This is a genomic window from Mycobacteroides chelonae CCUG 47445, from assembly GCF_001632805.1.
GTDB classification, from domain to species: domain Bacteria; phylum Actinomycetota; class Actinomycetes; order Mycobacteriales; family Mycobacteriaceae; genus Mycobacterium; species Mycobacterium chelonae.
Map to the genome: position 1 here is coordinate 4,388,069 of NZ_CP007220.1, position 25,541 is coordinate 4,413,609.

At 66.8% G+C, this 25,541-nt stretch carries 19 protein-coding genes; 7 read left to right on the forward strand and 12 right to left on the reverse strand.

What is annotated here, in order from left to right; all coding sequences use genetic code 11:
* The first annotated feature begins 122 nt into the window (after positions 1–122).
* Together BB28_RS21455 and BB28_RS21460 are read left to right on the forward strand one after the other, a co-directional pair.
* Positions 123–794: a diacylglycerol kinase family protein gene (locus tag BB28_RS21455; protein WP_046254974.1), complete on the forward strand. Its 672-nt coding sequence runs from the start codon at positions 123–125 to the stop codon at positions 792–794.
* A gap of 10 nt (positions 795–804) precedes the next feature.
* Entirely contained in the window at positions 805–1,569 is a 765-nt protein-coding gene (locus BB28_RS21460; RefSeq protein WP_046254975.1) for a site-2 protease family protein, read from the forward strand.
* Between the two features lie 12 nt (positions 1,570–1,581).
* On the opposite strand, the gene BB28_RS21465 is transcribed toward BB28_RS21460, so the two are convergent.
* A complete protein-coding gene (locus tag BB28_RS21465) occupies positions 1,582–2,493 on the reverse strand; it encodes a cation diffusion facilitator family transporter (protein ID WP_046254976.1) in 912 nt (303 codons plus the stop codon).
* 141 nt (positions 2,494–2,634) lie between these two features.
* Positions 2,635–3,063, reverse strand: coding sequence for a DUF3151 domain-containing protein (locus BB28_RS21470; RefSeq protein ID WP_030096232.1), 429 nt, complete (start codon positions 3,061–3,063; stop codon positions 2,635–2,637).
* Positions 3,064–3,166: 103 nt separating this feature from the next.
* Between BB28_RS21470 and BB28_RS21475 the strand changes: the two genes are divergently transcribed.
* Positions 3,167–3,946: an Rv0361 family membrane protein gene (locus tag BB28_RS21475; protein WP_030096231.1), complete on the forward strand. Its 780-nt coding sequence runs from the start codon at positions 3,167–3,169 to the stop codon at positions 3,944–3,946.
* On the opposite strand, the gene BB28_RS21480 is transcribed toward BB28_RS21475, so the two are convergent.
* The 3 genes from BB28_RS21480 to fbaA form a co-directional block, all read right to left on the reverse strand.
* Positions 3,943–13,494 (reverse strand): hypothetical protein, encoded by a 9,552-nt coding sequence (locus BB28_RS21480; RefSeq protein WP_157889445.1) that lies wholly within the window; start codon positions 13,492–13,494, stop codon positions 3,943–3,945. The two genes, BB28_RS21475 and BB28_RS21480, sit on opposite strands and share 4 nt — an antisense overlap.
* A gap of 288 nt (positions 13,495–13,782) precedes the next feature.
* The gene (locus BB28_RS21485) at positions 13,783–14,277 is read right to left on the reverse strand and encodes a hypothetical protein (protein WP_225421954.1); all 495 of its coding nucleotides are present in this window, start codon (positions 14,275–14,277) and stop codon (positions 13,783–13,785) included.
* A gap of 93 nt (positions 14,278–14,370) precedes the next feature.
* Positions 14,371–15,429 (reverse strand): class II fructose-bisphosphate aldolase, encoded by a 1,059-nt coding sequence (fbaA, locus tag BB28_RS21490; protein WP_263854166.1) that lies wholly within the window; start codon positions 15,427–15,429, stop codon positions 14,371–14,373.
* A gap of 119 nt (positions 15,430–15,548) precedes the next feature.
* On the opposite strand from fbaA, the gene BB28_RS21495 reads away from it, so the two are divergent.
* Both BB28_RS21495 and BB28_RS21500 read left to right on the forward strand, forming a co-directional pair.
* Positions 15,549–16,208, forward strand: a complete 660-nt coding sequence (locus BB28_RS21495) for a DedA family protein (protein WP_046256056.1) — start codon at positions 15,549–15,551, stop codon at positions 16,206–16,208.
* Positions 16,209–16,310: 102 nt separating this feature from the next.
* Positions 16,311–16,766: a hypothetical protein gene (locus BB28_RS21500; protein WP_046254978.1), complete on the forward strand. Its 456-nt coding sequence runs from the start codon at positions 16,311–16,313 to the stop codon at positions 16,764–16,766.
* Positions 16,767–16,781: 15 nt separating this feature from the next.
* On the opposite strand, the gene BB28_RS21505 is transcribed toward BB28_RS21500, so the two are convergent.
* The 6 genes from BB28_RS21505 to BB28_RS21530 are packed head-to-tail and all read right to left on the reverse strand — an operon-like array spanning position 16,782 to position 21,278.
* Positions 16,782–17,210, reverse strand: coding sequence for an acyl-CoA thioesterase (locus tag BB28_RS21505; RefSeq protein ID WP_046254979.1), 429 nt, complete (start codon positions 17,208–17,210; stop codon positions 16,782–16,784).
* A 1-nt stretch (position 17,211) separates the two neighbouring features.
* Positions 17,212–18,309, reverse strand: a complete 1,098-nt coding sequence (locus BB28_RS21510; protein ID WP_046254980.1) for a glycoside hydrolase family 76 protein — start codon at positions 18,307–18,309, stop codon at positions 17,212–17,214.
* A gap of 31 nt (positions 18,310–18,340) precedes the next feature.
* Complete coding sequence (locus tag BB28_RS21515; protein ID WP_046254981.1) at positions 18,341–19,024, reverse strand: TrmH family RNA methyltransferase; 684 nt, start codon at positions 19,022–19,024, stop codon at positions 18,341–18,343.
* A complete protein-coding gene (locus BB28_RS21520; protein WP_046254982.1) occupies positions 19,017–19,931 on the reverse strand; it encodes a hypothetical protein in 915 nt (304 codons plus the stop codon). Before BB28_RS21520 ends, BB28_RS21515 begins: the two co-directional genes overlap by 8 nt.
* The gene (pyrE, locus tag BB28_RS21525) at positions 19,928–20,500 is read right to left on the reverse strand and encodes an orotate phosphoribosyltransferase (protein ID WP_046254983.1); all 573 of its coding nucleotides are present in this window, start codon (positions 20,498–20,500) and stop codon (positions 19,928–19,930) included. The genes BB28_RS21520 and pyrE overlap by 4 nt, the downstream gene beginning before the upstream one ends.
* The gene (locus BB28_RS21530; RefSeq protein ID WP_046254984.1) at positions 20,487–21,278 is read right to left on the reverse strand and encodes an SDR family NAD(P)-dependent oxidoreductase; all 792 of its coding nucleotides are present in this window, start codon (positions 21,276–21,278) and stop codon (positions 20,487–20,489) included. Before BB28_RS21530 ends, pyrE begins: the two co-directional genes overlap by 14 nt.
* 122 nt (positions 21,279–21,400) lie before the next feature.
* On the opposite strand from BB28_RS21530, the gene BB28_RS21535 reads away from it, so the two are divergent.
* Positions 21,401–21,868: an MmpS family transport accessory protein gene (locus BB28_RS21535; RefSeq protein ID WP_046254985.1), complete on the forward strand. Its 468-nt coding sequence runs from the start codon at positions 21,401–21,403 to the stop codon at positions 21,866–21,868.
* Positions 21,868–24,666, forward strand: a complete 2,799-nt coding sequence (locus BB28_RS21540; protein WP_046254986.1) for an MMPL/RND family transporter — start codon at positions 21,868–21,870, stop codon at positions 24,664–24,666. The genes BB28_RS21535 and BB28_RS21540 overlap by 1 nt, the downstream gene beginning before the upstream one ends.
* Here BB28_RS21540 and ttfA read toward each other — a convergent pair.
* Positions 24,663–25,397: a trehalose monomycolate transport factor TtfA gene (gene ttfA / locus BB28_RS21545; protein WP_030097156.1), complete on the reverse strand. Its 735-nt coding sequence runs from the start codon at positions 25,395–25,397 to the stop codon at positions 24,663–24,665. The two genes, BB28_RS21540 and ttfA, sit on opposite strands and share 4 nt — an antisense overlap.
* Positions 25,398–25,541: the final 144 nt, after the last annotated feature.

Sequence of the window (25,541 nt, forward strand, 5' to 3'; positions counted from 1 at the left end):
CAGCCCCCACCGCGGGCCATCGCGGCGCAGCGCTGCGCGTGCAAAATGTTGTTCAGCCGGTGAGCCACTGTATCGCAGGCCACGGGCTTTGTACGTATTCGGACCGACGAAGGAGGTCGCTGGTGAGTACCCCGAGCGTCACCGAAACGGCGGCGGCGCGGGTTTTGCTGTTCGGCACCCGCCGACTGCCCCGCATTCTGCGTGACCTCCCCGTGGACCGGGTCGAGGGATCCGACGCGGTGCGCACACTCCTGGATGCGCTTCCGGACGGCACGCTCCGGCTCATCGTGGTCGGTGGAGACGGTGATCTGGGGCAGGTGCTAACCCGGCTGATGCGTGCCGAAAGACTGGACGTGGAGTTGGGTTTCGTGCCGGATCGCCGTTCACGCGCACGCCGGACCTATCGGATCGGGATCGGCGCGGCCCGCCGGGCCCGCACGGGCCGCGCACACCGGGTGCCACTCATCCGGGACGACACCGGCACCGCCCTCGCCGGGCGCGCCTCATGGCAGGGCACCGACGGCGAAGCGGTCACCGGCGAGGCCACGGTCGATGACACCCTGCTGTTCGAGGGCATCGCCGCCGTCGATATCGAACCCATCGAAGCGCTGCCGGGCCTGCGAGCCGGAGTCCGGGGCCGAGCGCGCCTCCTGCCCCGCCGCTGGGTGACCGGACGGGCGGCTCAGCTGGGAACCGACGGTGCCGTCGTGGTCCGTGACGGTGTCGCGGGCGCTCGTCCCGTCACCCGGTCCACGTTCTATCGGCACCAGCAGGGCTGGTTGCTCGTCCGGTAGCTTCGCACCGGTGAAGACCTCCCAGTCCGTCCGTCCCAGCCCGGTCTTTCTCGCGCTCGTCGCACTCACCGTTGCCGGGGCGGTGCTGGCGTGGCTCGGCGGCAATTCCACCGAGCCGCTGGCCCGCGGCGGGGTGTTCGTCTTCGTGTTCACCGGCTGGGTGGTGTCCCTGTGCCTGCACGAGTTCGGACACGCGTACACGGCTTGGCGTTTCGGCGACACCCAGGCACGCGGATACCTGACGTTGAACCCGCTGCAGTACACCGATCCCGTGCTCTCGATGGTGCTGCCGCTGGTGTTCATCGCACTCGGCGGCATCGGGCTTCCCGGCGGCGCGGTGTACGTGCACACCGCCGGGATGACCAACCGGCAGCGCACCCAGGTGAGCCTGGCCGGGCCGAGCGCCAATGCCGCACTCGCGGTACTGATTCTGGGGACGACAGCACTTTTCGCCGATCGCGACCATGTGGTGTTCTGGGCGGCGATGGCCTACCTCGGTTTCCTCCAGGTGACGGCGGTGGTGCTCAACCTATTGCCCGTGCCGGGTTTGGACGGCTACGGCGCACTCGAGCCGCACTTGAGCCCGAAAACGCAACGCACGCTTGCCAACGCCAAGACGTTCGGATTCCTGATCCTGTTCGTGCTGTTGATGTCGCCGCCGATCAACCGGGCATTCTTCGATGCGGTCTACTGGATCGTCGCGTCATTGGGCGTCGACCCCGATCTCTCCCGTATCGGCGGCTGGCTGTTCCGCTTCTGGGGCAAGCTGCTCTAGCCGGACCGGCCGCTACCAGTTGGCGTGTTCCTCGCAATGCTCCTGCGCCTCAGGGGGTTCCACCTGGATGGTGGCATGAGGAAGACCACGCTCGGCCAGTACGGACCGTGCCGCCGCCAGCACCTGCGCTGCGTCGGCCGTGCTGGTCAGGTGCGCGGTGGCCATGTCCTTACCGGGCACCAGGGTCCACACATGCAGGTCGTGCACGCTGCTCACGCCATCCACCGCCAGTAACGCGGCACGCAGCTCGTCGACGTCGATGTGCTTGGGCGAGGTCTCCGTCAGGATGCGCAGCGCGGCCCGCGCCAGCGAGAACGCGCGCGGCAGGATCCACAGCGAAATCAGGACACCGACCACAATGTCGGCGTATCGCCAGCCGGTGGTCAGGGTGATGATCGCCGCTACGAGTACCCCGACGCTGCCGACGGCATCGGCCAGCACCTCCATGTAGGCGCCGCGCACCGCGAGACTGCTTTCCGCGTGCGAGCGCAGCAGCCAGATCACCACGACATTGGCGGCCAGCCCGGCCAGCGCGACCACCATCATCGGCAGACCCGGCACTTCCGGGGGTGCGCCACCGGTGAGACGCTCCACCGCTTCGTACATGACGAACGCCGCGATGCCGGTGAGCAGCGCCGCGTTGACGATCGCGGTGAGCACCTCTGCCCGGTGCCATCCATAAGTCCGTGCCGCCGAGGTACTGCCGCGGCGCGCCAACAGGATGGCGCTGAGCCCCATGATGAGCCCGACCAGATCGGTGAGCATGTGGCCCGCATCGGCCAGCAGGGCCAGCGAGTTGATCAGCAAGGCGACGACAAGCTCGAGCACGAAGAAGGAGCCGACGATGCCCAGCGAGACCCACATTCGTCCCACCCGGGCGTCGGCCGGATTGCCTACATGCCCGTGATCGTGACCGGCTCCCACTGTGACTCCTCTCGACCTCTCGAACTTATATGCAAAAGTTCGCATAGGCCAATGGGTCATTCCGCCCGCCGCGCTTCGCCGACACGCCGCGCGGTGGCGAACTCGTATCGCACATTGCCGCCACAAGACGGCGTGTCGACGTCAGGAAGTAAGTAGCGCGGGGCGAGCGGCCGGATCGCAGTCGTCGAGCAGATCGCAGCACCGCGCGAATTCGTGGCTCTCGCCGATCAGCTGGGCGGCGCGCGCCAGGGCGGCCACCGCACGCAGGAAGCCACGGTTGGGCTCATGCGAGTAGGGCACCGGCCCAAAGCCCTTCCATCCGTTCCGTCGCAACTGGTCCAGGCCCCGGTGATACCCGGTACGCGCGAATGCGTAGGCGGTGATGATGCTGCCGACCGAGCCGTCACCGTCCAGCGCGTTCTCCGCCAGTTCGGCCCAGGCGATCGACGCGGAGGGGTACGCCGCCGCGACCGCGGCAGGATCCCGGCCCTCGATCAGGGCCGACTCGGCCTCGGCGTCTCCGGGTAGCAGCACAGGCTCGGGACCCAGCAGATCATGCATTGGACTCATGCAGCCATTCTGACGCCAACCCGATCCCGCGATCGCGATAGGGTGGGCGCGGTCGATCGCGCCTGCGCGAAAGAGCGCTAAGCACGGATAAGGAACGAAACGCATGGCGAACCCCACCGGTGGAAATTCCGAGGCCAAGCCCGACTCACAGGGCGACGAGCCTGTGGACTCTGCCGAGCAGCCGGAAGGCGCCGCGCACACCCCGGAGATATCCGATACCGCCGATACCGGCCCGGTCCCCCCGCTCGACGATGCGCAGACCGTCGTGATGCCTCCGGCAAAACCGGACGTTCCGCGCTACACGGCACCGGGCTTCGACGCCAACAAGACCGAGATGATCGCGCCCGTCGGCGACGATCCGAAGACCGAGATGATCCAGCCACTGGCGACCCAGGCGCGCCCCAAGATCGCGACCCCGGAGACGATCGCACCACGCAAAGAAGAGAAGCGCAGCTGGGGCTGGGTGATCGCGCTGACACTCGTCGTCGCCGCGCTGGCCGCGGTGATCGTGCTCGCGGCCGTCATCATCTCGCGTACCAGCGCACCGAAGGCATCGCAAGAAGAGTTGGTACGCAACAGCATTCAGAACTACGACAACGCCATCCAAACCGGCAATCTGGCGGCGCTGCGCGCCATCACCTGCGGCGAGACCCGCGACGGCTACGTCCGCTACCCCGATGCCGAATGGTCCCAGACCTATCAGAAGGTGGCCGCCGCCAAGCAGTACCCCGTGGTAGCCAGCATCGACGAGGTGGTGGTCAACGGCGAGCACGCCGAAGCCAATGTCACCTCTTTCATGGCGTTCGCACCGCAGACCCGCTCATCGCGCAGCTTCGATCTGCAGTTCCGCGACAAGGAATGGAAGATCTGCCAGTCCGACTAACTCCCCGAGCCCGAGGACGAGCCGCCGCCACCGGACGAGGACGAACCACCGGAGGACGAGGACGAGCTCGAACCGCTAGACGAGGTGGAGCCGCTAGACGAACCGGCGCCCGTCTCACCCGCGCTGTCCCCACCTTCGCCACCAGACTGCTTCTTCGTCCCGTGCGATGAGGTACCCGCGCGCGCAGATCCTGCCGGCGTGGACTTGTTGGCGCCACCATCACTGGCACGCGAGCCCGTAGCGTTGGTATGGGATCCGGTGTCGGATCCTGTCGTGGCGGAACCATCGGCACCTGCACGACCGTCCTTACCGAATGCACCGCCCTTGCCGCCCACCCCACCAGTTTTTGTGGTGCTCTTGGTGCCATCGCCGTTCGCATCGCCTCCGGCGCCGCCGCCACCGCCATTGCCGATGACACCCGAACTTCCGCCGGTGCCGCCCTTACCTCCCGTGGCCGGTCCGGTCTTCACGAGCCCGCTGGAGGTCTCGGCCTTGCCTCCGGCCCCTCCGCTGCCGCCATTACCGACGACGGCGTGCGAACTCGCGCCATTGCCGCCATCGCCGCCAACCGCGCTGCCGCCCAGGCTCGACGAAGCACCGCCGGTGCCACCGGAACCGCCATCACCGGTAAGACCACCCGAGGCTCCGCCGGTGCCACCGGTACCGCCCGTGGTCTCCCCATAGGTTGTCTTGGCCTCGCCACCGGCACCACCAGCGCCGCCGCTGCCCGCGACCAGGCCGCCGCTACCGCCGGCACCGCCATTACCACCGGTTCCCGGTTCGGATGCCCTGGTATCAAACGAATTCGAGGTGCCACCTTGGCCGCCCGCGCCACCATTCCCGAGCATGCCCGCACTGCCGCCGTCACCACCGGCACCGCCGGTCGACGTTCCGGTGAAGAAGTTACTGCCCTCTCCGCCCTTGCCGCCGGCACCACCGTCACCCGCCAGTGCGCCGCCCTTGCCACCGTTACCGCCCGCACCGCCGACACCGGTCTTGCCATCGGCCGTCGCGGATGCGTCGCCGCCCTTACCGCCCGCACCGCCGGTGCCGATCAGACCGGCGTTACCGCCGTCGCCACCCTTCTGCCCGGGCAGTCCGTCACCGCCGGCGCCGCCGTTACCGAACAGCAGACCGCCGTTGCCACCCTTTTGACCGGGTAATCCCTTGCCGCCGTTGCCGATCAGCAGACCGCCATCCTGGCCGAGGCCACCGTCACCGATGATCAGGCCGCCCGGTCCGAACAGCGGGCGCTGGGTGTACACACCGGCCGCGTTGGGTGAACCGTCACCGATGATCAACCCACCCGGTCCGAACAGCGGGCGTCCGCCGAACAGGTTCCATGCCGAGCCCCCGTTGCCGACATTGGTGGCTCCGCACTTGCCCGCCATCCCCGAAACGCAATCGGCATAAGCACGTTCGGCGATTGCCTTTTCCTCAGCCGACTTCGCGGACGCGAGCCGGTCCTTCGCAGCAGCGGCGGCGTAATCCGCAGCGGCCTTGTCAGCGGCCGCCTTGGCCGCCGCGTAGCCGTCGGCCTTCTGTTGTGCCGCAGCGAGCTCGTCAGCGGCCTTCTGCGCATCTGCTCGCGCCGCTGCCGCCTGGTCGGCGGCGGCCTTGGCGGCCGCCTCCGCGGCCGCCCGGTCTCCCGCGGCCGTCTGTGCGGCGGCCGTAGCCTGCGCGGCCAGCGCCTCGGCGGCCTGTGCCGCACGCTCGGCCTCATCGGCCTGTTCCGCGGCGATCCGGGCTGCGGTCTGTGCCTCGGCGACCTCGGGCGCCGGTGCCCCCGTGGTCAATGCGGTATCCAATGCGGTCTGCGTGGCCGCGGCCCGTTGCGCGGTCTCGACGGCCTTGGCGCGAGCAGCCGATGCGTCGGACACCGCACTGCCCGCCACGGCGCCCGCACTCGCCGCGGCCGCGGTCTTGTCTGTCACCGCACGCTCAGCGGATGACTGCTGGGTGTCACGCGCCTGCGCCAACTGCGCGGCGGCACCGACCTGGATCTCGGTGGATTGGACCTTCTGGTCCGCCTGAGCCTTCGGATCGGTCTGAGCCGCAGCCGCAGCCTCGGCGAAGATCGGGCGGCAATCCGCGGCAATGATATTGAGGCGCTGCTTAGCTTCCTCCGCGGACTTGTCCATCGCCGCCCGGTCCGCGGCAGCCTTCTCGGCCGCCAACTTCTGGAACGCCGCCTGCCCCTCGGCGGCCTGGACCGCTGCCGCATCGGAAGCACTTGCCGCCTCGAGAGTGGCAGCGGCAGCGCGATCCGCGGCGGCCTTGGCGGAGTCGGCTGCCGCCGCCTGCGCCGAAGCGTCCTTGTCCTTCAACGCCTGATCCGCCGCGGCGCGGTCACGATCAGCGGCAGCCTGAGCTTCGGCGAACACCTTGGCGGCGTTGGCAGCACGCTCGGCGGATGCGGCGGCGGCTTCCGCGGACCGCAGCGCGTCAGCCGCGGCCTTATCGACGGCGGCCTTGTCCACCCCTGCTTGAGTTGCCGCGTCGATGACGGCCTTCTGATCACCGACTGCCTGCTCGGCAGCAGCCTTCGCGGCGACCGCCGCATCGGTCGCCGTCTGCACCGCATCCGCGGTCTGAGTGGCCTTGGCCGCCGCAGCGTCCTTGGCCGCCTGAGCATCCTGAGCGGCCTTGGCCGCATCTGCCAGTGCCTTGTCGGCAGCAGCCTTGGCTGCCTGAGCATCGGCCGCGGCCTTGGCGTCCTGGGCTGCCTTGTCGCCGGCATTCGTGGCGGCATCCGTGGCGGCCTTCGCTGCCGCGCTGGCATCTGCCAGGGCCTTGTCCGCGGCCGCCTTGGCCGCAGCAGCCGCGTCGGCCGATGTGGTGGCACCGGAAAGCTGTTGATCTGCAGCTTCTTTCGCCGCAGCGGCATCCTTGGCGGCCTGGTCCGCGCCGGCCAGCGCGCCATCGGTAGCGGACTTCGCCGCGGCGGCAGCATCGGCGGCAGCCTTGGCAGCGGCCGCATTCTGGTCAGCAGCGTCCTTGATACCGGCCGCATCGGAAGCTGCCTTTGCCGCATCGGCGGCCTTCTGATCGGCGGCACTCTTGGCGGCCGCGGCGTCGGCGGCAGCCTTGGCGGCATCTGCCGATGCCTGATTCGCCGCATCGGATGTCGACAGGGCGTCCTTGGCCGCTTGATCGGCCGCGGCCAAGGCCTGATCGGCGGCTGCCTTCGCGGCTTGCGCGGCCGCAGCAGCCTGCGCCGCCTGCCCGGCCTGTACACCCGCCGCATCCGACGCGGAAACCGCACCTTGAACAGCACTGTCCGCAGCCGCCAAGGCTCCGTCCGCAGCCACCTTCGCCGCAGCGGCCGCATCGGAGGCCGACTTGGCCTCGGCCGCCTTCTGATCGGCAGCAGCCTTGGCCGCCAACGCATCCGATGCAACCTTGGCCGCATCCGTTGCCTTCTGGTCGGCTGCCTCCTTTGCGGATGTCGCATCGACGGCGGCCTGGATGGCAAGAGCGGCCTTGTCCGCGGCATCCTGGGCAGCGGTGCCCGCGTCAGTCGCGCCCTTGTTTGCATCCGTCAGCGCCTGATCGGCACTGGCCTTCGCCGCAGCAGCCGCATCGGAGGCCGACTTGGCCTGCGCCGCCGCCTGATCCGCGGCGGCCTTGGCCGCGCCCGCATCCGAGACAGCCTTACCGGCGTCCGCGACCGCCTTGTCCGCCGCGGACTTTGCCACGCCCGCCGCGTCATCGGCGGCCTGCGCGGCTGCGGACTTGTCAGCGGCATCACTGGCAGCGGCAGCGGCGTCGGCGGCAGCCTTCGAAGTATCGGTGAACACCTTGTCGGCGGCTATCTTTGCCGCAGCGGCAGCATCGGCGGCGGCAGCCGCGTCAGTGGCCTTCTGGTCCGCAGCGGTGGTAGCGGCAGCGGCATCAGCGGCAGCCTTACCCGCATCGGCCAATGCCGTATCCGCCGCAGACTTGATGGCCGCAGCAGCATCGGCGGCTGTCTTGGCAGCGGTTGCCTTGTCGGCGGCGTCGTTGGCGCTCGTCGTCGCGTCGGTGGCGGTCTTACCCGCATCGGCCAATGCCGTATCCGCCGCAGACTTGACCGCTGCCGCCGCGTCGTCGGCGGCCTGTGCGGCGGTGGACTTGTCGGCAGCATCCCTGGCGGCGGCAGCGGCATCGAGAGCGGCCTTATCGGCGTCTGCCAATGCCCCATCCGCAGCTGCCTTCGCCGCGGCAGCAGCATCCGATGCCGTACGCGCGTCGGCGGCCTTCTGATCGGCAGCCACCTTGGCAGCGGCCGCATCCGCCGCGGCCCTGTCCGCATCTGCCAGCACCCCCTCGGCTGCCGCCTTGTCGGTGGTGGCGGCGTCCGCCGCAGCCCTGGCATCTGCCGCCTTCTGATCGGCAACCGCCTTGGCCGCCGCGGCATCCGCCGCCGCCTTATCGGCATCCGCCAGCGCGGTGTCCGCAGCGGCCTTCACCGCCGCAGCCGCATCCGCGACTGTCTTGGCGGCGACGGCCTTGTCGGCGGCATCGCTCGCGGTTGCCGCGGCGTCGCTGGCAGCCTTGGCGGCGTCGGTCAACGCCGTGGCGGCGGCCGCGGCCTTGGTCTGCGCATCACCCAATGCCGCGTCCGCCGTCGACTTGGCCGCAGCGGCGGCCTGTGCAGCGGCCTTGGCATCGGTGGCGTTTTGAGCGGCCACGGAGGCCGCGTCTGCTGCGGCCGTGGCCGCCGTGGCGGCATTCGCCGAAGCCTGATCGGCGGCGGCCTTGGCGGCATCAGCATTGGTGACGGCAGTAGCAGCGTCGGCAGCCGCTTGGTCCGCTGTGCTCTTGGCCGCCGCCGCATCACTGGCAGCCTTGTTCGCATCGGCCAACGCCTTATCCGTGGTGACCTTCACCGCCGCAGCCGCATCCGCAGCCGTCTGCGCCGCCGCAGCATTCTGATCCGCAACCGTCTTGGCCGCAGCCGCATCACCGGCAGCCTTGTTCGCATCGGCCAACGCCTTATCCGTCACCACCTTGGCCGCAGTGGTATCGGTGACAACTTGCTGGGCGTCTACGACCTTCTGATCGGCGAGGGTCTTGGCCGCCGCCGCGTCGCTGGCGGCCTTGTTCGCATCGGCCAACGCCTTATCCGTGGTGACCTTCACCGCCGCAGCCGCATCCGCAGCCGTCTGCGCCGCCGCAGCATTCTGATCCGCTACCGTCTTGGCGGCCGCCGCGGCAGCAGCGGCATTCGTTGCGTCGGTCAATGCCTGGTCGGTCACTACCTTGGCCGCAGCGGTGGTGGTGACGGCCTGCTGCGCGGTGCTGACCTGTTGCGCTGCGGCTGTGACGTTGTTGTTCGCGGTGTTCGCGTTGGTCTGTGCCGTATTGCGCGCCGCGATCGCCGCGGGCTCCTGGCTGATGGCCGTCGCCGCCGCGGCATCGGCAACGGTCTTGGCGGCAGCGGCGTTATCGGCGGCGGTCTTGGCGGTCGCTTCGGTGGCCTGAGCCTGCGTCACTGCCGCATTGCCTGCCGTGAGCCGCTGCTGGGCGCCGGCCAGGAGGGTGCCCAGGGATGCCAGGTTGGCGGCGATACCGACGAGGTTGGTTGTGTAGTAGGTGACGTCTGCCTGCGCCTGATCGCGCTGCTGCTGCGCCGCAACCGTGGCTGCGTGAGCGTTTTGATAAGCGGTCTGCGTACTCTGGGCCGTCGCGGCCGCGGCGGTAGCGTCGTCCTTGACCTTCTGGATGGCGTCGACGACCTTCTGTGCATCGCTTAACGCCTTGTCCGCATTCACCTTTGCGGCGTCGGCGTTCTGTTTGGCGGTGTTGGCCGCGGTGAGTGCTGTCTGAGCATCCGACACCGCCTGATTACTTGCGGTGGCATTGGTCTGGGCGGTCGTCAGCGCAGTATCGGCCGCCGTCTTGGCCGAAGCAGCATTAGCAGCAGCCTGATCCGCCGCAGCCTTGGCGGCATCCTTGGCAGCCTTATCCGCATTCGCCGCATCCGACGCCGTCTTGGCCTGCGCCGCCGCCTGATCCGCAGCGGTCTTCGCCGCGTCGGCGTTCTGTTTGGCGGTGTTGGCCGCGGTGAGTGCTGTCTGAGCATCCGACACCGCCTGATTACTTGCGGTGGCATTGGTCTGGGCGGTCGTCAGCGCAGTATCGGCCGCCGTCTTGGCCGAAGCAGCATTAGCAGCAGCCTGATCCGCCGCAGCCTTGGCGGCATCCTTGGCAGCCTTATCCGCATTCGCCGCATCCGACGCCGTCTTGGCCTGCGCCGCCGCCTGATCCGCAGCAGTCTTCGCAGCCAACGCATCCGCCGCCACCTGATCAGCCGCCACCTTCGCAGCATCCTTAGCAGCCTTATCCGCATTCGCCGCATCCGACGCCGTCTTGGCCTGCGCTGCTGCCTGATCCGCAGCAGTCTTCGCAGCGGCAGCATTAGCGGCAGCCTGATCGGCCGCGGCCTTGGCGGCATCCTTGGCAGCCTTATCCGCATTCGCCGCATCCGAAACCGACTTCGCCTGCGCCGCCGCCTGATCCGCAGCAGTCTTCGCAGCCAACGCATCCGCCGAGGCCTGCGCCGCAGCGGCGTCTTTTTGATCGGCAAGGGTCTTGGCAGCGGCGGCATCTGAGGCCGCCCGGCCGGCATCGGCCAGCACACCATCGGCGACAGCCTTGGCAGCGGCGGCGTCACTCGCCGCCTTGCCCGCATCTATTGCCCGTTGGCCCGCCGCCACTGCGGCATCCGCAGCCGCTCGAGCTGCCGTATCTGCCTGTGCTGCGGCCTGATCCGCCGCGGTCTTAGCGGCATCCTTGGCCGCCTTGTCAGTATCGGCGGCTGTCTTGGCCGCGGTGGCATCGGCCAACGCTTGATTGCTTGCGGTGGCATTGGTCTGGGCGGTCGTCAGCGCGGCATCGGCCGCCGTCTTGGCCGAAGCAGCATTAGCGGCAGCTTGATCGGCCGCGGCCTTGGCGGCATCCTTGGCAGCCTTATCCGCATTCGCCGCATCCGAAACCGACTTCGCCTGCGCCGCCGCCTGATCCGCAGCAGTCTTCGCAGCCAACGCATCCGCCGCCACCTGATCAGCCGCCACCTTCGCAGCATCCTTAGCAGCCTTATCCGCATTCGCCGCATCCGAAACCGACTTCGCCTGCGCCGCCGCCTGATCCGCAGCAGTCTTCGCAGCCAACGCATCCGCCGCCACCTGATCAGCCGCCACCTTCGCAGCATCCTTAGCAGCCTTATCCGCATTCGCCGCATCCGAAACCGACTTTGCCTGCGCCGCCGCCCCATCCGCAGCAGTCTTCGCAGCCAACGCATCCGCAGCCACCTGATCAGCCGCCACCTTCGCAGCGGTGGCCGCGGTCAAGGCGCTTTCGCTGGCGGCGACCCTGGCCTGTGCATCTGTCAGCGCGGTGTCGGCGGCGGTCTTGGCGGCATCCTTGGCCGCCTTATCGGCAGTGGCCGCATCCAACGCAGCCTTGGCATCCTGATACGCCTTATCCCCCACCGCAGCATGACTCTGCGCATTAGCAAAAGCCTGCTCCGCAGCCGTCTTCGCCGCCGCCGCATCCGCAGCAGCCCTGGCCGCATCCGCAGCCTTCGACGCCGCAGCATCCTTGGCAGCAGCCGCATCCGACGCCGCCTTCGAAGCATCCGTCAACGCCGCTTCCGCGGCAGTCTTCGCCGCATCCTTGGCGGCCTTATCGGCATCGGCGGCGGCCTGCGCGGCGTCCTTCGCTGCCTTGTCAGCGGCGGCCGCATCAGCGGCCGACTTCGCTTGTGTGGCCACCTGATCGGCAGTGGTCTTGGCCGCCAACGCATCCGCAGCGGCCTTATCGGCGGTGGCCTTGGCGGCAGTAGCATCAGTCGAGGCCGCCGCGGCGGCGGTGGCCTTGGTCTGCGCATCCGTGGAGGCGGCATCCGCGGCGGTCTTGGCCGCCAACGCATCCGCAGCGACCCTGGCCGCATCGGCGGCCTTCGACGCGGCAGCATCCTTGGCAGCGGCGGCATCGGTAGCGGCCCTCGAGGCATCCGCCAAGGCGGCATCCGCGGCAGTCTTAGCCGCATCCTTGGCGGCCTTATCGGCATCGGCGGCGACCTTGGCCGCGCTGGCGTCAGCCAGGGCCTTCTCACTGGCGGCAACCTTGCCCTGCGCGTCGGTCACTACCGCATCGGCAGCTGTCTTGGCGGCCAATGCATCCGCCGATGCCTTCGCGGCATCCGCGGCCTTGGACGCGGCAGCGTCTTTCGCGGCTGCGGCATCGGCGGCGGCCCTAGAGGCATCCGCCAGCGCGGCGTCGGCAGCCGTCTTCTGTGCGGCCGCGTCAATGGCGGCCTGCTGCGCCGCGGCCGCCTTTCCAGCCGCCTCGGTTGCCGCGGCGGCCGCTGCTTGCGCGACCCTGTCGGCCTCGGCGCGGGCCGCGTCGGCGGCGGTCTTGGCGGCATCCTTGGCCGCCTTATCGGCAGTGGCCGCATCCAACGCAGCCTTGGCATCCTGATACGCCTTATCCCCCACCGCAGCATGACTCTGCGCATTAGCAAAAGCCTGCTCCGCAGCCGTCTTCGCCGCCGCCGCATCCGCAGCAGCCCTGGCCGCATCCGCAGCCTTCGACGCCGCAGCATCCTTGGCAGCAGCCGCATCCGACGCGATCTTGTCGGCGTTGGCACGCTCGGTGTCGGCAGTGGTCTTGGCCGCCAACGCATCTGCGGCCGCCTTGTCCGCCGCTGCCTGGGCGGCGGTAGCGTCAGACAAGGCTTTGTCGTTGGCTGCGGCCTTGCTCTGCGCCTCGGCCAGTGCAGCATCGGCAGCGGCCCTGGCCGCATCGGCAGCCCGCTGCGCAGCGCTGGCGGCGTCGAGTGCCGCCTTGGCATCTTGATACGCCTTGTCCCCCACCGCAGCATGACTCTGCGCATCGGCGAATGCCTGCTCCGCGGCGGCTTTCGCCGCATCGGCAGCCTGCTGCTGAGCAGCGGCGGCATCGGCGGCGGCCTTCGCATCCTGGTAGGCCTTCTCGTTGGCCGCCGCAGCCGCCTGCGCGGCGCTCTGATTAGCAGCCGCGGCTTCGAGAACCGCCTGTGCGTCCAGTGCCGCCCGCGCCGCATCGTCGGCGTCATGGCGCGCCTGTTCTGCCGCGGCAGCGGCCGCCGCGGCCTGCGCTTGCTTCTCCGCGACCGCCGGATTGGCTGCGGCCTCGGCTGCCGCCTTGTCTGCTTCGGCCTTACGCAGTGCCGCGCGAGCGGCCGCATCGGCGGCGGCCTTGGCCATCAGGTCGGCCACTGCGGCGGCGCCGGCCGCGGTGTCCGCATAACCCTGCGCTTCAGAGGTCGGGGCCGAGTTTGGTGTCACAGCCACCGCGGGCAGGGATCCGGAGTAGGCCGTCAGGCTGGTGTCGCCGCTGAAGAGTAATCGCTGCTTCTCGATGAGCGACTTGGAGACCGAACTACTGCCACCCGCGAGAAGGACCGCTGTCGCAAATATTGCGAGGACAGTTTGGGATCGCGACGCCTGCATGACTGCCTCACTTGCCTGACCATCCGGCACACGCCGATGTGAGCCGGTAACGGCGAGATTAGACGTCATGGAGCAAAAATGCGCTGAGAATCGGAAAAGTAACCTGAGAAAATCTTAAACATGCATTTAAGAACGTATAAATGCCTGATTTAGTGAAACTTCAAGGAATTTGCCAATTACCTGACTTCCGAGTCAGGTAATGGACAATTGACAACCGTGTCTACTAAGGCTGTAGTGCCGTAGCCACACAACACCCCACTGGGATTCGAGGTCCCAGAAATATCGCGAAAACGAACATGTGTAGCGAAATATGAACGGCGCGAACAGCATGATCACTGCACACGTGTCAGATAAGGACTACTTGCAGAGTTCGACGATGTGCTTGCTCAGCTCGTCGGCCTTGCTCAGCCGCTGCGCCTGCTTCGGGTCGGTGTTCGGTGTCTCAGCAATAGCCGCCGCACCCACGTCCATGAGCGCGTTGCCGAAGTCCCGAATGCTCGCCGCAAGATCGGGCGGCGTCGCAGGGTCCAGCCGCGCCAGCAGATACTGTCCGCCGTTGAAAAGTGCGATCCGTGCGTTGGCAGCGCTGGCCAGCGTCCCCACCACGCCGGCGTTCTCGGGAAGCGCCCGGTTGGTGTTCAGCATGACAGCGTTACGAACCAAACTCGCGCTGGCACACGCCTGCGTCTTCGCATCGGCCCGCTGCGCCGCCGTGTAATCAGCTTGAGCCGGTGCCCGCCCACGGGATAGGACCAGCACCAACGCCGTCACCGCCAGCACGAGTGCGACCAGGGCCGCCACTCCCGCCGACCGCTCAAGGACCACCAGAACTTTCCGCCAGAGATCCGCCACGACTCCCTCTTCCCGCGGACGTGATCACCCGCGGGAGGAAGTCTCCCACCAGTTGTTGGCCGCTGACAGGAGAACGGGAACGACCGGAGGCGACTAGGCCAATCCGGCCGAGACCGACCGGCCCGCCGACTTCAGGTCGTTGCAGGCCTCGATGACACGCTCAGTCATGTTGGCCTCGGCCTTCTTCAGGTAGCTGCGCGGGTCGTAGGTCTTCTTGTTGCCCACCTCGCCGTCGATCTTGAGCACACCGTCATAGTTGGCGAACATGTGCCCGGCGATCGGCCGGGTGAATGCGTACTGGGTATCGGTGTCGACATTCATCTTCACGACGCCGTAGCGCAGCGAGTCCTCGATCTCGGACTTCAGCGAGCCCGACCCGCCGTGGAACACGAAGTCGAACGGCTTGGAGCCCTCTGCCAGACCAAGTTTGGCCGAGGCAACGCGCTGCCCCTCGGCCAGCACCTCCGGCTTGAGCTTCACGTTTCCGGGCTTGTACACACCGTGCACGTTGCCGAAGGTCGCGGCCAGGAGATACCGGCCGTTCTCGCCGACACCAAGTGCCTCGACGGTCTTCTCGAAGTCCTCCGACGAGGTGTAGAGCTTCTCGTTGATCTCGGCCTCGACGCCGTCTTCTTCACCGCCGACCACACCGATCTCCACCTCGAGGATGATGTGCGCCTTCGCGGTCGCCGCCAGCAGTTCCTGCGCGATCTCGAGGTTCTCGCCGATCGGCACCGCCGAGCCGTCCCACATATGGGACTGGAACAGCGGGTTCTGCCCGGCGACCACCCGCTCCTGAGAGATGGCGATGAGCGGACGCACAAAGCTGTCCAGCTTGTCCTTGGGGCAGTGATCGGTGTGCAGGGCGACGGTGATGCCGTACTTGGCGGCGACCACGTGCGCGAACTCGGCGAGCGCGACCGCGCCGGTCACCATGTCCTTGATGCCCAGACCCGAACCGAATTCCGCACCACCGGTGGAGAACTGGATGATGCCGTCGCTACCCGCGTCGGCGAAACCTTTGATCGCGGCGTTGATGGTTTCCGATGAGGTGCAGTTGATGGCCGGGAAGGCAAAGGAATGCTCCTTGGCCCGGTCCAGCATTTCGGCGTAGACCTCGGGCGTGGCGATGGGCACTTCGACGACCTCCATGTCAGCTCTGCGGATTCGCCCCTCACCATAAGGCAGCCAGGTTTACGACAGATATCGACGGTACTGTTGGCGCCGTGAACTTGCTGGCAGCACCCGGATCCGTCACCACCCTGGCACTCATGCCGGATTTCCTGGATCCGGTCAAATTACTCGGCCACTTCGGAACCCTCGCGCTGCTCGGGTTGCTGGTAGTGATCTTCGTGGAGTCGGGCGTGCTGTTTCCGGTGCTACCCGGTGATTCCTTGTTGTTCGTGGCAGGGATGCTGGCGGCCGGTACCGCAGCCGCCGCCGCGGACGGTGCCCCGCAGGCCAATTTCCAGCTGTGGCAGCTGCTGGTCTTCATTCCCATCGCCGCCATCCTGGGCGGTCAGGTCGGCTACTGGATTGGTCGCGGCATCGGCACGTCGATGTTCAAGCCCGATGCCCGCTTCCTGAAGCAGAAGTACCTCGAGGAAGCGCACGCCTTCTTCGAGAAGCGCGGCCCGTTTGCCATCGTGATCGCCCGGTTCGTTCCGATCGTGCGCACCCTGGCGCCGATCACGGCAGGCGCGGCCAAGATGAGCTACCCGATCTTCGCCCTGTACAACATCCTGGGCGCGGTCGTCTGGGGCGTCGGTCTCACGCTGCTGGGCTACTGGTTGGGTCAGTTCGAGATCATTCAGAAGCTGCTCGAACCCATCTTCATCCTGATCGTGCTGGTCTCGGTGGCCCCGATGTTCTTCGAATGGATGCGCCGCCGTAAGGCCGCGAAGCAGCCGGAGGCCGCTCCCGAGGCTTAGTACGCACTCGAAACAACTCGCCAGCCAGATCCACGGCTACCCGCTAAATACGGGTGAATGTGCCCAGGTGTGCGCGATAGCAAACTACGCTAATGTCGCGCTGTGGGGAAGATCAACAGTTATCTGACGGCGATCGCGCTGATGGGTTGGGGCTTTGCGGCGCCCGCCGGCGCCGAGCCCGCACCGGCGGATGTCGCGGGTGCGTCGGAGGCTGTGCAGACGTACATAAACGCAACCAACAATGTCGACGTGCCCCTGATGCGTGCCACGGTGTGCGGTCGCCTTGCCGCCGCCACCTCCGCGGGCACCGACGAACAGGTCCGCCAGGTCATGCAGTCTCAGCGCGACCGCATCGGGTTGGCACACATAGAGGTCTTGCGCCCTGTGGAGCTGGGATCACCGCCCGGTCAGGTCGACCTGCTGGCCCAGTTGACTTCCGAGCACCACCCCCAGGATCCGGGCGGCAACGGGATCAACCTGGTCTATCACACCGAGAAGGTCGATGGCTCGTGGAAGGTATGCCATGCCCGCAACGAGGGGCACCTCGACGAACCCTGATAAGGCCCGTCTCAACTAGGCACGCACCGGCGTCGTCTCGAACGCGGCCACCTTGCCCCGAAAATCATCCGGGAACGGGGTGGAGGTGCCGTCGATCGCGTGCACGTACACCGTCTCGCCGGTGATGAGATGTTCTCCGCCGCGGTGTATTTCGAAGTGACAGGTCATGCTCGCCGTCCCCATCCGGGCGATGCGCACCCCGATGTCGAGGACGTCGTCGAAGCGGGCGGGCGCGTGATAATCGATGACCGACCTCACCACGTACATGTGCTCAAAGATCCCGTCGCCCTCGGCATTACGCGCACCGGTCAACGCGGCCCAGTATTCGGTGAGCGCGGCGTCGAAAAACGCCAGATAGTGGGCGTTGAAGACGACGCCCTGCATATCGACCTCGGCCCACCGCACGCGCAAAGGATGAAAGAAGCTGAAATCCTCACGCGCCATGTCAGGCCACCACGTGCGCGGCCTCGAGGAGCATCCACCCGGACAGCTGCACCGACAGATCACGCTCGGGGACCTTCGACGGATTGACCGCACCGGCGATGAACTGCGACGCCTGGGACTGCACGGTCGGCAACGCGGCCGTGCGCGTCCAATCCGCACCGAACAGCGGAAGGTCTTCCACTGTCAGCCGGTTGGTCCAGGCGGCCTCGGCCGAGGTCAGCAGGATGTCACGGGCGACGGCTCGGGCATCGGTGTCCCGCGGGGAGTTCTCCGGCAGCGTGGTGACCACCAACGCCAGATAACGAGCCAGAATGCCGTTGAAGAGCCCGCCATCTCCGCCACCGCTACCACGAATCACGCCTTCGGCCGTCATGTGATCCTTGACCGCGTGCACAAGCCGATGCACACGCTCGGCATGCCGGGACTCCCCGGTCCGCACGGCAAGCTCGGTCTCCAGCCCCAGCACCACACCCTGGCAATAGGTGTAGGTAGCCCGTTCCAGGGTGCCGTCCTCCTGGATGCCGTCGATTACCAGATGCGATTCGGGGTCGACGAGGGTGTTGTCGATCCAGTCGGACATCACCTCGGCCCGCCACACTCTTCCGGTGCGCGCCAACACGATTGCCGCCGGGCCGTTGGCTGGGGTGTTGAAGAACTTGTCCTGTTTGCGCCACGGTATGCCGCCGCCGTACTGCGGCATCCAGGCATCGAGGAACTGCTGGCGCAGCCGGTTGAGCGCACGCGGACGCTCCAGACCCAACAGCTCAGATGCGCGCTGCATGGCCAGTGCCAACCAGGCCATGTCGTCGTAGTACTGGTTGGTCCACATGAAGACGTTGCGGAAGCGGTGTGCGCGTTGCATATCCGCGATGTACTTGAGCCGGTCCGGGCGCGGGTCGCGCAGCTGCGCATCGATCAGGCAGTCCTGCAGATGCGCCTGCCACCAGTAGTGCCAGTTCTTGAACCAGGTAGCGCCCGGCGCGGGCGGCCAGGTCACGATGCCCAGGCGCATGCGCGGCAGGTGCCACAGTGGCGAGAAGTGTCTGGCGGTGATTGCGGCTTCGGCGCTACTGGCGCGGTTGGCCCACAGCACATCCATGCACTTGATACTAGGGGTGGCCCGCCCCGGGCTACCACGCCTTGGTCGGGTCGGCGTGCTGGCGGATCCAGGCATGCATGGCCACACCCGCGGCGACCCCGGCGTTGATGCTGCGGGTAGACCCGAATTGTGCGATCGAAACCGTCATCACCGCACCGACTTTCGATACATCGGTGACACCCGGACCCTCCTGTCCGAACACCATCAAGCAGTCTGCGGGCAACACCGCGGTCTCCAGGGGCACCGATCCCGGGACGTTGTCGACGGCCACCACCGTCAGGCCGGTCAGCTTCGCGTACTCCAGAAGCTGCTCGGTGCTGTCATGGTGCATCAGACGCTGGTAGCGATCGGTGACCATGGCGCCGCGCCGGTTCCAGCGGCGCCGGCCGACAATGTGCACGGTGTGCACCGCGAACGCGTTGGCCGTGCGCACCACCGTGCCGATGTTGGCATCGTTCTCGAAATTCTCGATAGCGATGTGCAGTCGATGGCGCCGCGTGTCGATATCGGCGACGATTGCCTCCCGGCGCCAATAACGATAGGCATCAACCACATTGCGGGCATCACCATCGCGCAACAGCTCCGGGTCGTAGCGCGGGTCTGTCGGCAGCGGCAGGCCCCGTTCGTCCGCCCACGGTCCCACGCCATTGCCGGTGGCGCCCCACAAAGACGGCTCGGCCGGCTCATCCCCGCGAGCCTTGGGAGCCTCACTCACGAGTCGTCCACACCGCGGCGTGGGTGCCGATCACCGAGAGGGTGCCGGCGAGCACCGCGGCGTTGATCTCGCCCTGCAGACATAACGACGGCTGCATCTGCACGGCATCCAGGGATGCGTCCGGTAGCACCAGCACGGATGCCCCGTAGAGGGCGCAGCTGCGCGCCAGCCCCTCCCCAGGCAATGTCGGCGCCACGGTCACCATGAGCGGTCCACCACGCGCCGCCGACTCGTCCCGGTAGCGTGCCGCGACTCCCGAAATACTCAGACCCAGCAGCGAGAATCCGTTGCCGTTGAATGCATTCGGATCGCCCAGGTCCACCTGGCTGATCTGCTGCCCGCTGGCCCGCCAGGCCTCCATGCTCTTGGTGACGATCACCAGACCGGAGTCGTTCTGCGGCGTGGGCAGCAGTCCCATCGGGTAGGCCACCGGGTACGCCACGGTGGACCCGGCGATGCGGTCCTTGGCCGAGTACGCGTACACCCCCCGTACCGCGCTCTGGTTCTGCATCGGCCCCAGGCACACCGTGCCGGTGAGGCCGGTCGCGGCGCCCGCCGAGGGGGTCGCGGTCAGCGGATGCACGGAAAGGTCGGCCACGTCGCGGCAACTGCCCAGGGCCGGCACCTCCAATGGATGCGCCAACGACCCGTACAGCCCGAAACGCAGATCACCGGCAGCGGCGGGCTTCTCCTCCGGTTTCGCGGCCGCCCCCGTGATATCGACCAGCACATACCCGTTCTGGAACCGCAGGTTCGCGACGCTGAGATTCCAGCCCAGCAGGCTCTGCGTCTCACCGACCTTGGCAGTCGGTGCGCCGTAAACCAGTTCCTTCTCAAGGTCTTTCGAGCAGCCCGTCAAGACCAGGACCCCGGCGACCAGCGCGGCGAGGGCCCGACGGAAGGTCACGATCCGGCCAGGCCGAGATCCGCCAGTCCCAGCACGTACCGATAGGGAACACCTTCGGCGCGAATCGCCTCGGCGGCGCCGGTATCACGGTCCACGACGGTGGCCACCCCGATCACCTCGCCTCCGGCCTCGCGGACCGCCTGCACGGCCGTGAGTGCGGACCCACCAGTGGTGCTGGTGTCTTCGACCACCAGCACCCGCTGCCCGGTCACCTCAAATCCCTCGATAAGCCGTTGCATGCCATGAGCTTTCACTGACTTGCGCACAACGAACGCGTCGATGGGCCGTCCCGGGGCATGCATGACAGCCGTCGCGACGGGATCGGCTCCCAGGGTGAGTCCGCCGACACCGGCGTAGTCCCAGTCATTGGTCAGCTCGCGCACCAGCCGACCGATCAGGGCGCCCGCCCGGTGATGCAAGGTGGCGCGGCGCAGATCGACGTAGTAGTCGGCTTCCTTGCCCGACGACAACGTCACCTTGCCGTGCACCACCGCGATATCGCGGACCAGGGCCGCCAACTCATCACGCTCGGCCGCATTGAGATCCGGTCCTAAATCAAGTTCTGCCACGACCCCGTCCTACCACACTATTGAATTTCCGCACCAAACCTCTTGGTATTACCCGTGTTACCGAGGTGATCGCCTTGTACTGGATGCCCGGAACGCTGAGCACCTTACCTGCCGCAATGTCCTGCAGACATGCGTTGACCACATCGTCGACCTGGAGCCACATGAATTCCGGGATGGTGCCCATCTCGATTCCGGCCCGCTCGTGAAACTCGGTGTGGATGAATCCCGGGCACAACACGTGCATACCAACTCCGGTGCCCAACAACCCATTTGCCAATCCCTCGGTGAAGGAAACCACCCAGGCCTTGGAGGCCGAGTACGTCGACCCGCGCCCGGAAACCAGGCCCGCCACGCTCGCCACGTTGATGACGGTGCCGGCGCCCGCCGCGACCATCGACGGAAGGGCCGCACGGGTGAGCTCCATGACCGCGGTGACATTGACGTCCAGTTGCGAGTGCAACAGCTCGGGCGCCGCCGTCCAGAACTCGCCGGCGGTCGCGAATCCGGCGTTGTTGATCAACACCGATATTCCGGCAGCGATGCGCTCGGCGACCTTCGCGCGATCGGCGGCATCGGCGAGGTCGGCGGACAGTACCTCCGCGTGCACGCCATACCGGCAGGTGAGTTCGTCGGCGAGGGCGCTCAGGCGCTGCTCGTCGCGGGCGACGAGCACCACGTCGTATCCGAGTGAGGCGTACTTACGGGCGAAACCACCCCCCAGGCCCGAGGTGGGGCCGGTGACCAGCGCCACGGGGCGCACGGAATTCGTGGCTGCCATGGTTGGTCAGCGTACCGGCTGGCCGCGCACCTCAACCCGCCGTATAACCGGTACTAAATGTTACTGGTACAAATTGTCCGGAAACTGCCGCTTGCGGGAGCAAGCGTTGCTAGCATCGCGAAATGTTTGACCGGCTGGTGGTGTGGCTCATCGAGCGTCAGCGCTGGATTTACCCGGTACTCGCCGTGTTGTGGGTCGCCGCGGGCACCTACATAACCACCGCGCCAAAGGTTGCACTGCCGACACCCGAGGTCACCCCGACCACACAAGCGGTGAGCGCCATGTCGCTGAGCCAACCCAAGACGGTGACGTACGAGGTGTCCAGCGAAGGCCGTCCCGTCACGGTCTCCTACCTCGACGAAAAGGGCCAATCCAAGCTCTTCAACGGCCCCGCGCCGTGGCGCACCAGCCTGACCACCAGCGACTTGGCATTCGCGGCAGGTGTCACGGCGATATCGACCAACACCGTCACCTGCCGCATCACCGTGGACGGCAAGGTGGCCGACGAGAAGACCGACACCGGTCGCACGCCCTCGGTGAGCTGCAACCTCGTCGCCTTCCAGAAACTCGACCCACAAGGTGGTCACTGATGCACGACAGTCCCCTATTCGGACGCTTCGCCGGCATCATCAGCAGGCACGCCGTCGTGGTCATCGGGCTCCTGATGATGGTGGCCGGCGGCCTGATGGCCTCGGCGCCGAACCTCGAAGAACTGGCCCTTACCCACGGCAGTCCCATGATGCCGACCAACACGCAATCGGCGGCGGCGCTCAAACACATGGCCAAGGCCTTCGGGGAGTCCGAATCGAACAACACCGCCGCGGTGGTTGTCGTCAAGGATCAACCGTTCACCGAGCACGACCGTCAGTTCCGTGCCGAACTGATGAAAAAGCTGCGGGCCGATACCGCGCACGTGGAACCGGGCATGGACATGTGGTCCGATCCACAGTTCGCCACCGCATCGGAGAGCCCCGATAAGAAGGTGGCACTGGCGCAGCTGCAGCTGGCCGGGGAGATCGGCGGCCCCAAGGCCATGGAATCGGCCAAGGCCGTGCAGCACATCATCGATGACATCGAGAAGCCGCCGGGAACCACGATCTATGCCACCGGAACAAGTCAGGCCGCCGCCGACCAGATCAACACGATGATGCGGGATGTCGTGATCATCGGAGGACTCTCGCTGGTGCTCGTGGGTGGTCTGCTGCTCTTGGTCTACCGCTCACTCGTGGTCGCGTTCCTGCCGCTGATCACCGTGGGTGTTGCCGTCGGTATCGCGACCCCGATCGCCAGCTTCCTCACCTTGGCGGGGCTGATTCCCACATCCATGATGACCAATGCATTGATGGGTGCGCTGGCGCTGGGCGCCGGCACCGACTACTCCATCTTTTTCATCGGCCGCTATCAGGAAGGTCGACGTGCCGGCCTCAGCGTCGACGACGCGTTCCGCGCCAGTTACCGGGGCGTGGCACCGGTGGTGATCGCGTCCGGGCTGACCGTCGCGGGTGCGTTGTCCTGCATGTCATTCGCGCAACTGGACATGATGAAATCGATGGGCATACCGGGGGCCATCACCATGATCTTCACCGTGCTGTCCGCGGTGACCGTGACGCCCGGCGCACTACTCATCGGGGCACGCCGATTCGGCTGGTTCGAGCCCCGCTCGACCGTCCGATCGACTCGGCTGTGGCGCCGGGTCGGTATTCGCGTGGCACGTTGGCCCAGACCGATATTCGTCACGACCTTCGCCGCCTTGATCCTGCTCATGATGGTGATCCCCACCGCCTCCTTCAACTATGACGAACTGCAGTTCATCCCCAAGGACATGCCCAGTGCGGCCGGTATGCACGCGATTCAGGAGCACTTTCCCGCAGGGCAGATGAACCCCGACATGATTTTGATCCGGGCTCCCGAAGACCTGCGTACCTCGGCCAACATCGGGCTCCTGGAGAAGGCCGCACAGCAGATCACCAAGCTGGACAGCGTGGCATCGGTGCAGTGGATCACCCGGCCCACCGGCACGCCGATGGATCAAACCTCGCTCATGTACAGCGTGGGGATGGCCGGAACGATGATGTCGCAGAACAAGATTGTGATGGAGCAACGGCAGCAGCGGATGCACGCCATGACCGACGACATGAACTCGATGATGTCCACGCTCCAGGGCCTGCAAGGCACCTTGCGGACCGCGCAGCAGGGCGCCAAGCAATTCAGTGCCGCCGCACAGCCCATCCAGTCCAGCCTGAATCAGCTTAAGTCACAGCTAAATTCGGCAATGGGTCCCGTCCGCGAGGCAGTACGTGCGCAACCCAACTGCGCCGCCGACCCGATGTGCGTGGGTGCGCAATCAACCTTGTCGAACTTCGAGAACATGTCCAGCGTCACCGACCAGATGCGCAGCCTCGTCAGCACATCGGGTTCCATGACCGGAGGTTTGACCCAGGCCGCGCGGACGATGCCACGCATGCTCGAATCCATGTCCTCGATGCAGGATCTGATGACCGAGACCAATGAGCAGATGACGCAGATGATGTCGCAGATCGACACCATGACCTCGCTCATGCAGGACCTCGGCCGAAGCAGCGCCGGCACCGGGGACTACTTCTACTTCCCCGCGCAAATGCTCTCGGACCCGCGATTCAAGCCGTACCTGAAGATGATGTTCTCCGAAGACGGCACCACCACCCGCATGATCGTCATCGGCAGCGGCAGCAGCTACGGAGACGAAGGCATCCAGCGCGTCCGGGATCTGGCCCATGAGATGAAGTACGCCCTCAAGGGCACCCGCCTGGAAGGCAGCGTGATCGAGATCGCCGGCCCGGCCGCGCTCATCGGCGATATGCGGGTGATGCTCGATCGCGACGAGAAGCTGATCATGATCGGCTGCCTGACGGTGATCTTCACAGTGGTACTGCTGCTGCTGCGCGGTTTGGTGGCCTCGCTGATCGTCATCGGCTCGGTGCTGGTGTCCTTTGCCTCAACCCTCGGGCTGGCCCTGGTGATCTGGCAGCACGTGCTCGGCATTCAGCTGCACTGGTCGGTGCCGGTGGCGGTCTTCGCGATTCTGATATCGGTGGGGGCCGACTACAACCTGCTGGTCGCGTCGCGCTTCAAGGAAGAGATGAGCGCCGGTATCCGCACGGGGGTCATCCGTGCCATCGCCGGCACCGGCGGAGTGGTGACCACGGCGGGCCTGGTGTTCGCGATGACGCAGTTCGCCATGATGGGGTCGAGTCTGATCAACATCGCGCAGATGGGTTCGACGATCGGGTTGGGCTTGATCATCGATACGTTCGTGGTGCGCACCTTCACGGTGCCGACCCTCGCGGTGATTCTCGACAAGAAGTTCTGGTGGCCGCTGCCGATGAGCCAGCTCTGGCGGCGTTCCTAGTGGCCGAGCGGCTGGCCGCCCTGACCCACGGGAGCGGGCTGCCGATCTACGGCGGGGGCGGAACTGCTACCGACAGGCCGGCTGGGGCGCTCGGCGGCCTGGATGGGCGAGGGTGCCGATTCCCCGGAGGGAGGCAGCACCCGTAGCAGGTCGTTGAACTGGCGGACGGCCTTGAGGCCCTCGTCCCACTGCTCACGGTTGCTGTTGATGGGTAGCGCGGCCAGCGTCCAGTGCTGTTCATTCCACAACACCTCCGCGGTCTCGGTCGCGGTGTGGGCGAAGGTGACCATGCGCCGGTCACAGGCCCGACGGGCGGCGTCCAGGTTGGTGGAGTACACCATGCGCGGGCCGATGGCGCCGAGCAGCCAGATATCGGCTTCGCGGGGCTCCTGCATGACCTTGAGTCGCAGGTCCACCATGACGTTGGTGCCGACCTTGCGGTGCAGCGCGATGATGGTCGCGACGTCCTCCAGGTCGAAGACGTAAACGGCCTCGCCGCGGATCTGTCCGAGGACCACATTGGCGGCCGCGGCCGATCCCGCGCTCGACATCACGCCGCGGTTCCAGCGCTTGACGATCTCTTTGTCCTGCGACATGTAGTCGAAGCCGTGGGATCGCGCCCAGGCCTTTCGGCGATGTCCGCGACTGCGGCGGCGTCCGATATCGACATACAGCAGCACGGCCGCACAGACGAAGCACAGTGCGGACAGCGTGAACCAGAGTAGAGCCATCCGCGACAGCCTAACCGGTACCGGCCAAACTGCTGCGCACAGCGCTCGGATCGTGACCCAGAGTTACCGCTCCGTGATGAGCCCAGACAGCAGCGAGTGTCGACTTATCGCGGGAAAGTCCCCATGGACACCGCGATAAGTCGA

Coding starts and splice junctions, on each gene's coding strand:
- BB28_RS21470 (WP_030096232.1), bottom strand. CDS start 3,063: ATGAGTCCAATGCATGATCTGCTGGGTCCCGAGCCTGTGCTGCTACCC.
- BB28_RS21475 (WP_030096231.1), top strand. CDS start 3,167: ATGGCGAACCCCACCGGTGGAAATTCCGAGGCCAAGCCCGACTCACAG.
- BB28_RS21480 (WP_157889445.1), bottom strand. CDS start 13,494: ATGACGTCTAATCTCGCCGTTACCGGCTCACATCGGCGTGTGCCGGAT.
- fbaA (WP_263854166.1), bottom strand. CDS start 15,429: ATGGAGGTCGTCGAAGTGCCCATCGCCACGCCCGAGGTCTACGCCGAA.
- BB28_RS21495 (WP_046256056.1), top strand. CDS start 15,549: ATGCCGGATTTCCTGGATCCGGTCAAATTACTCGGCCACTTCGGAACC.
- BB28_RS21505 (WP_046254979.1), bottom strand. CDS start 17,210: ATGGCGCGTGAGGATTTCAGCTTCTTTCATCCTTTGCGCGTGCGGTGG.
- BB28_RS21510 (WP_046254980.1), bottom strand. CDS start 18,309: ATGGATGTGCTGTGGGCCAACCGCGCCAGTAGCGCCGAAGCCGCAATC.
- BB28_RS21530 (WP_046254984.1), bottom strand. CDS start 21,278: ATGGCAGCCACGAATTCCGTGCGCCCCGTGGCGCTGGTCACCGGCCCC.
- BB28_RS21535 (WP_046254985.1), top strand. CDS start 21,401: ATGTTTGACCGGCTGGTGGTGTGGCTCATCGAGCGTCAGCGCTGGATT.
- BB28_RS21540 (WP_046254986.1), top strand. CDS start 21,868: ATGCACGACAGTCCCCTATTCGGACGCTTCGCCGGCATCATCAGCAGG.
- ttfA (WP_030097156.1), bottom strand. CDS start 25,397: ATGGCTCTACTCTGGTTCACGCTGTCCGCACTGTGCTTCGTCTGTGCG.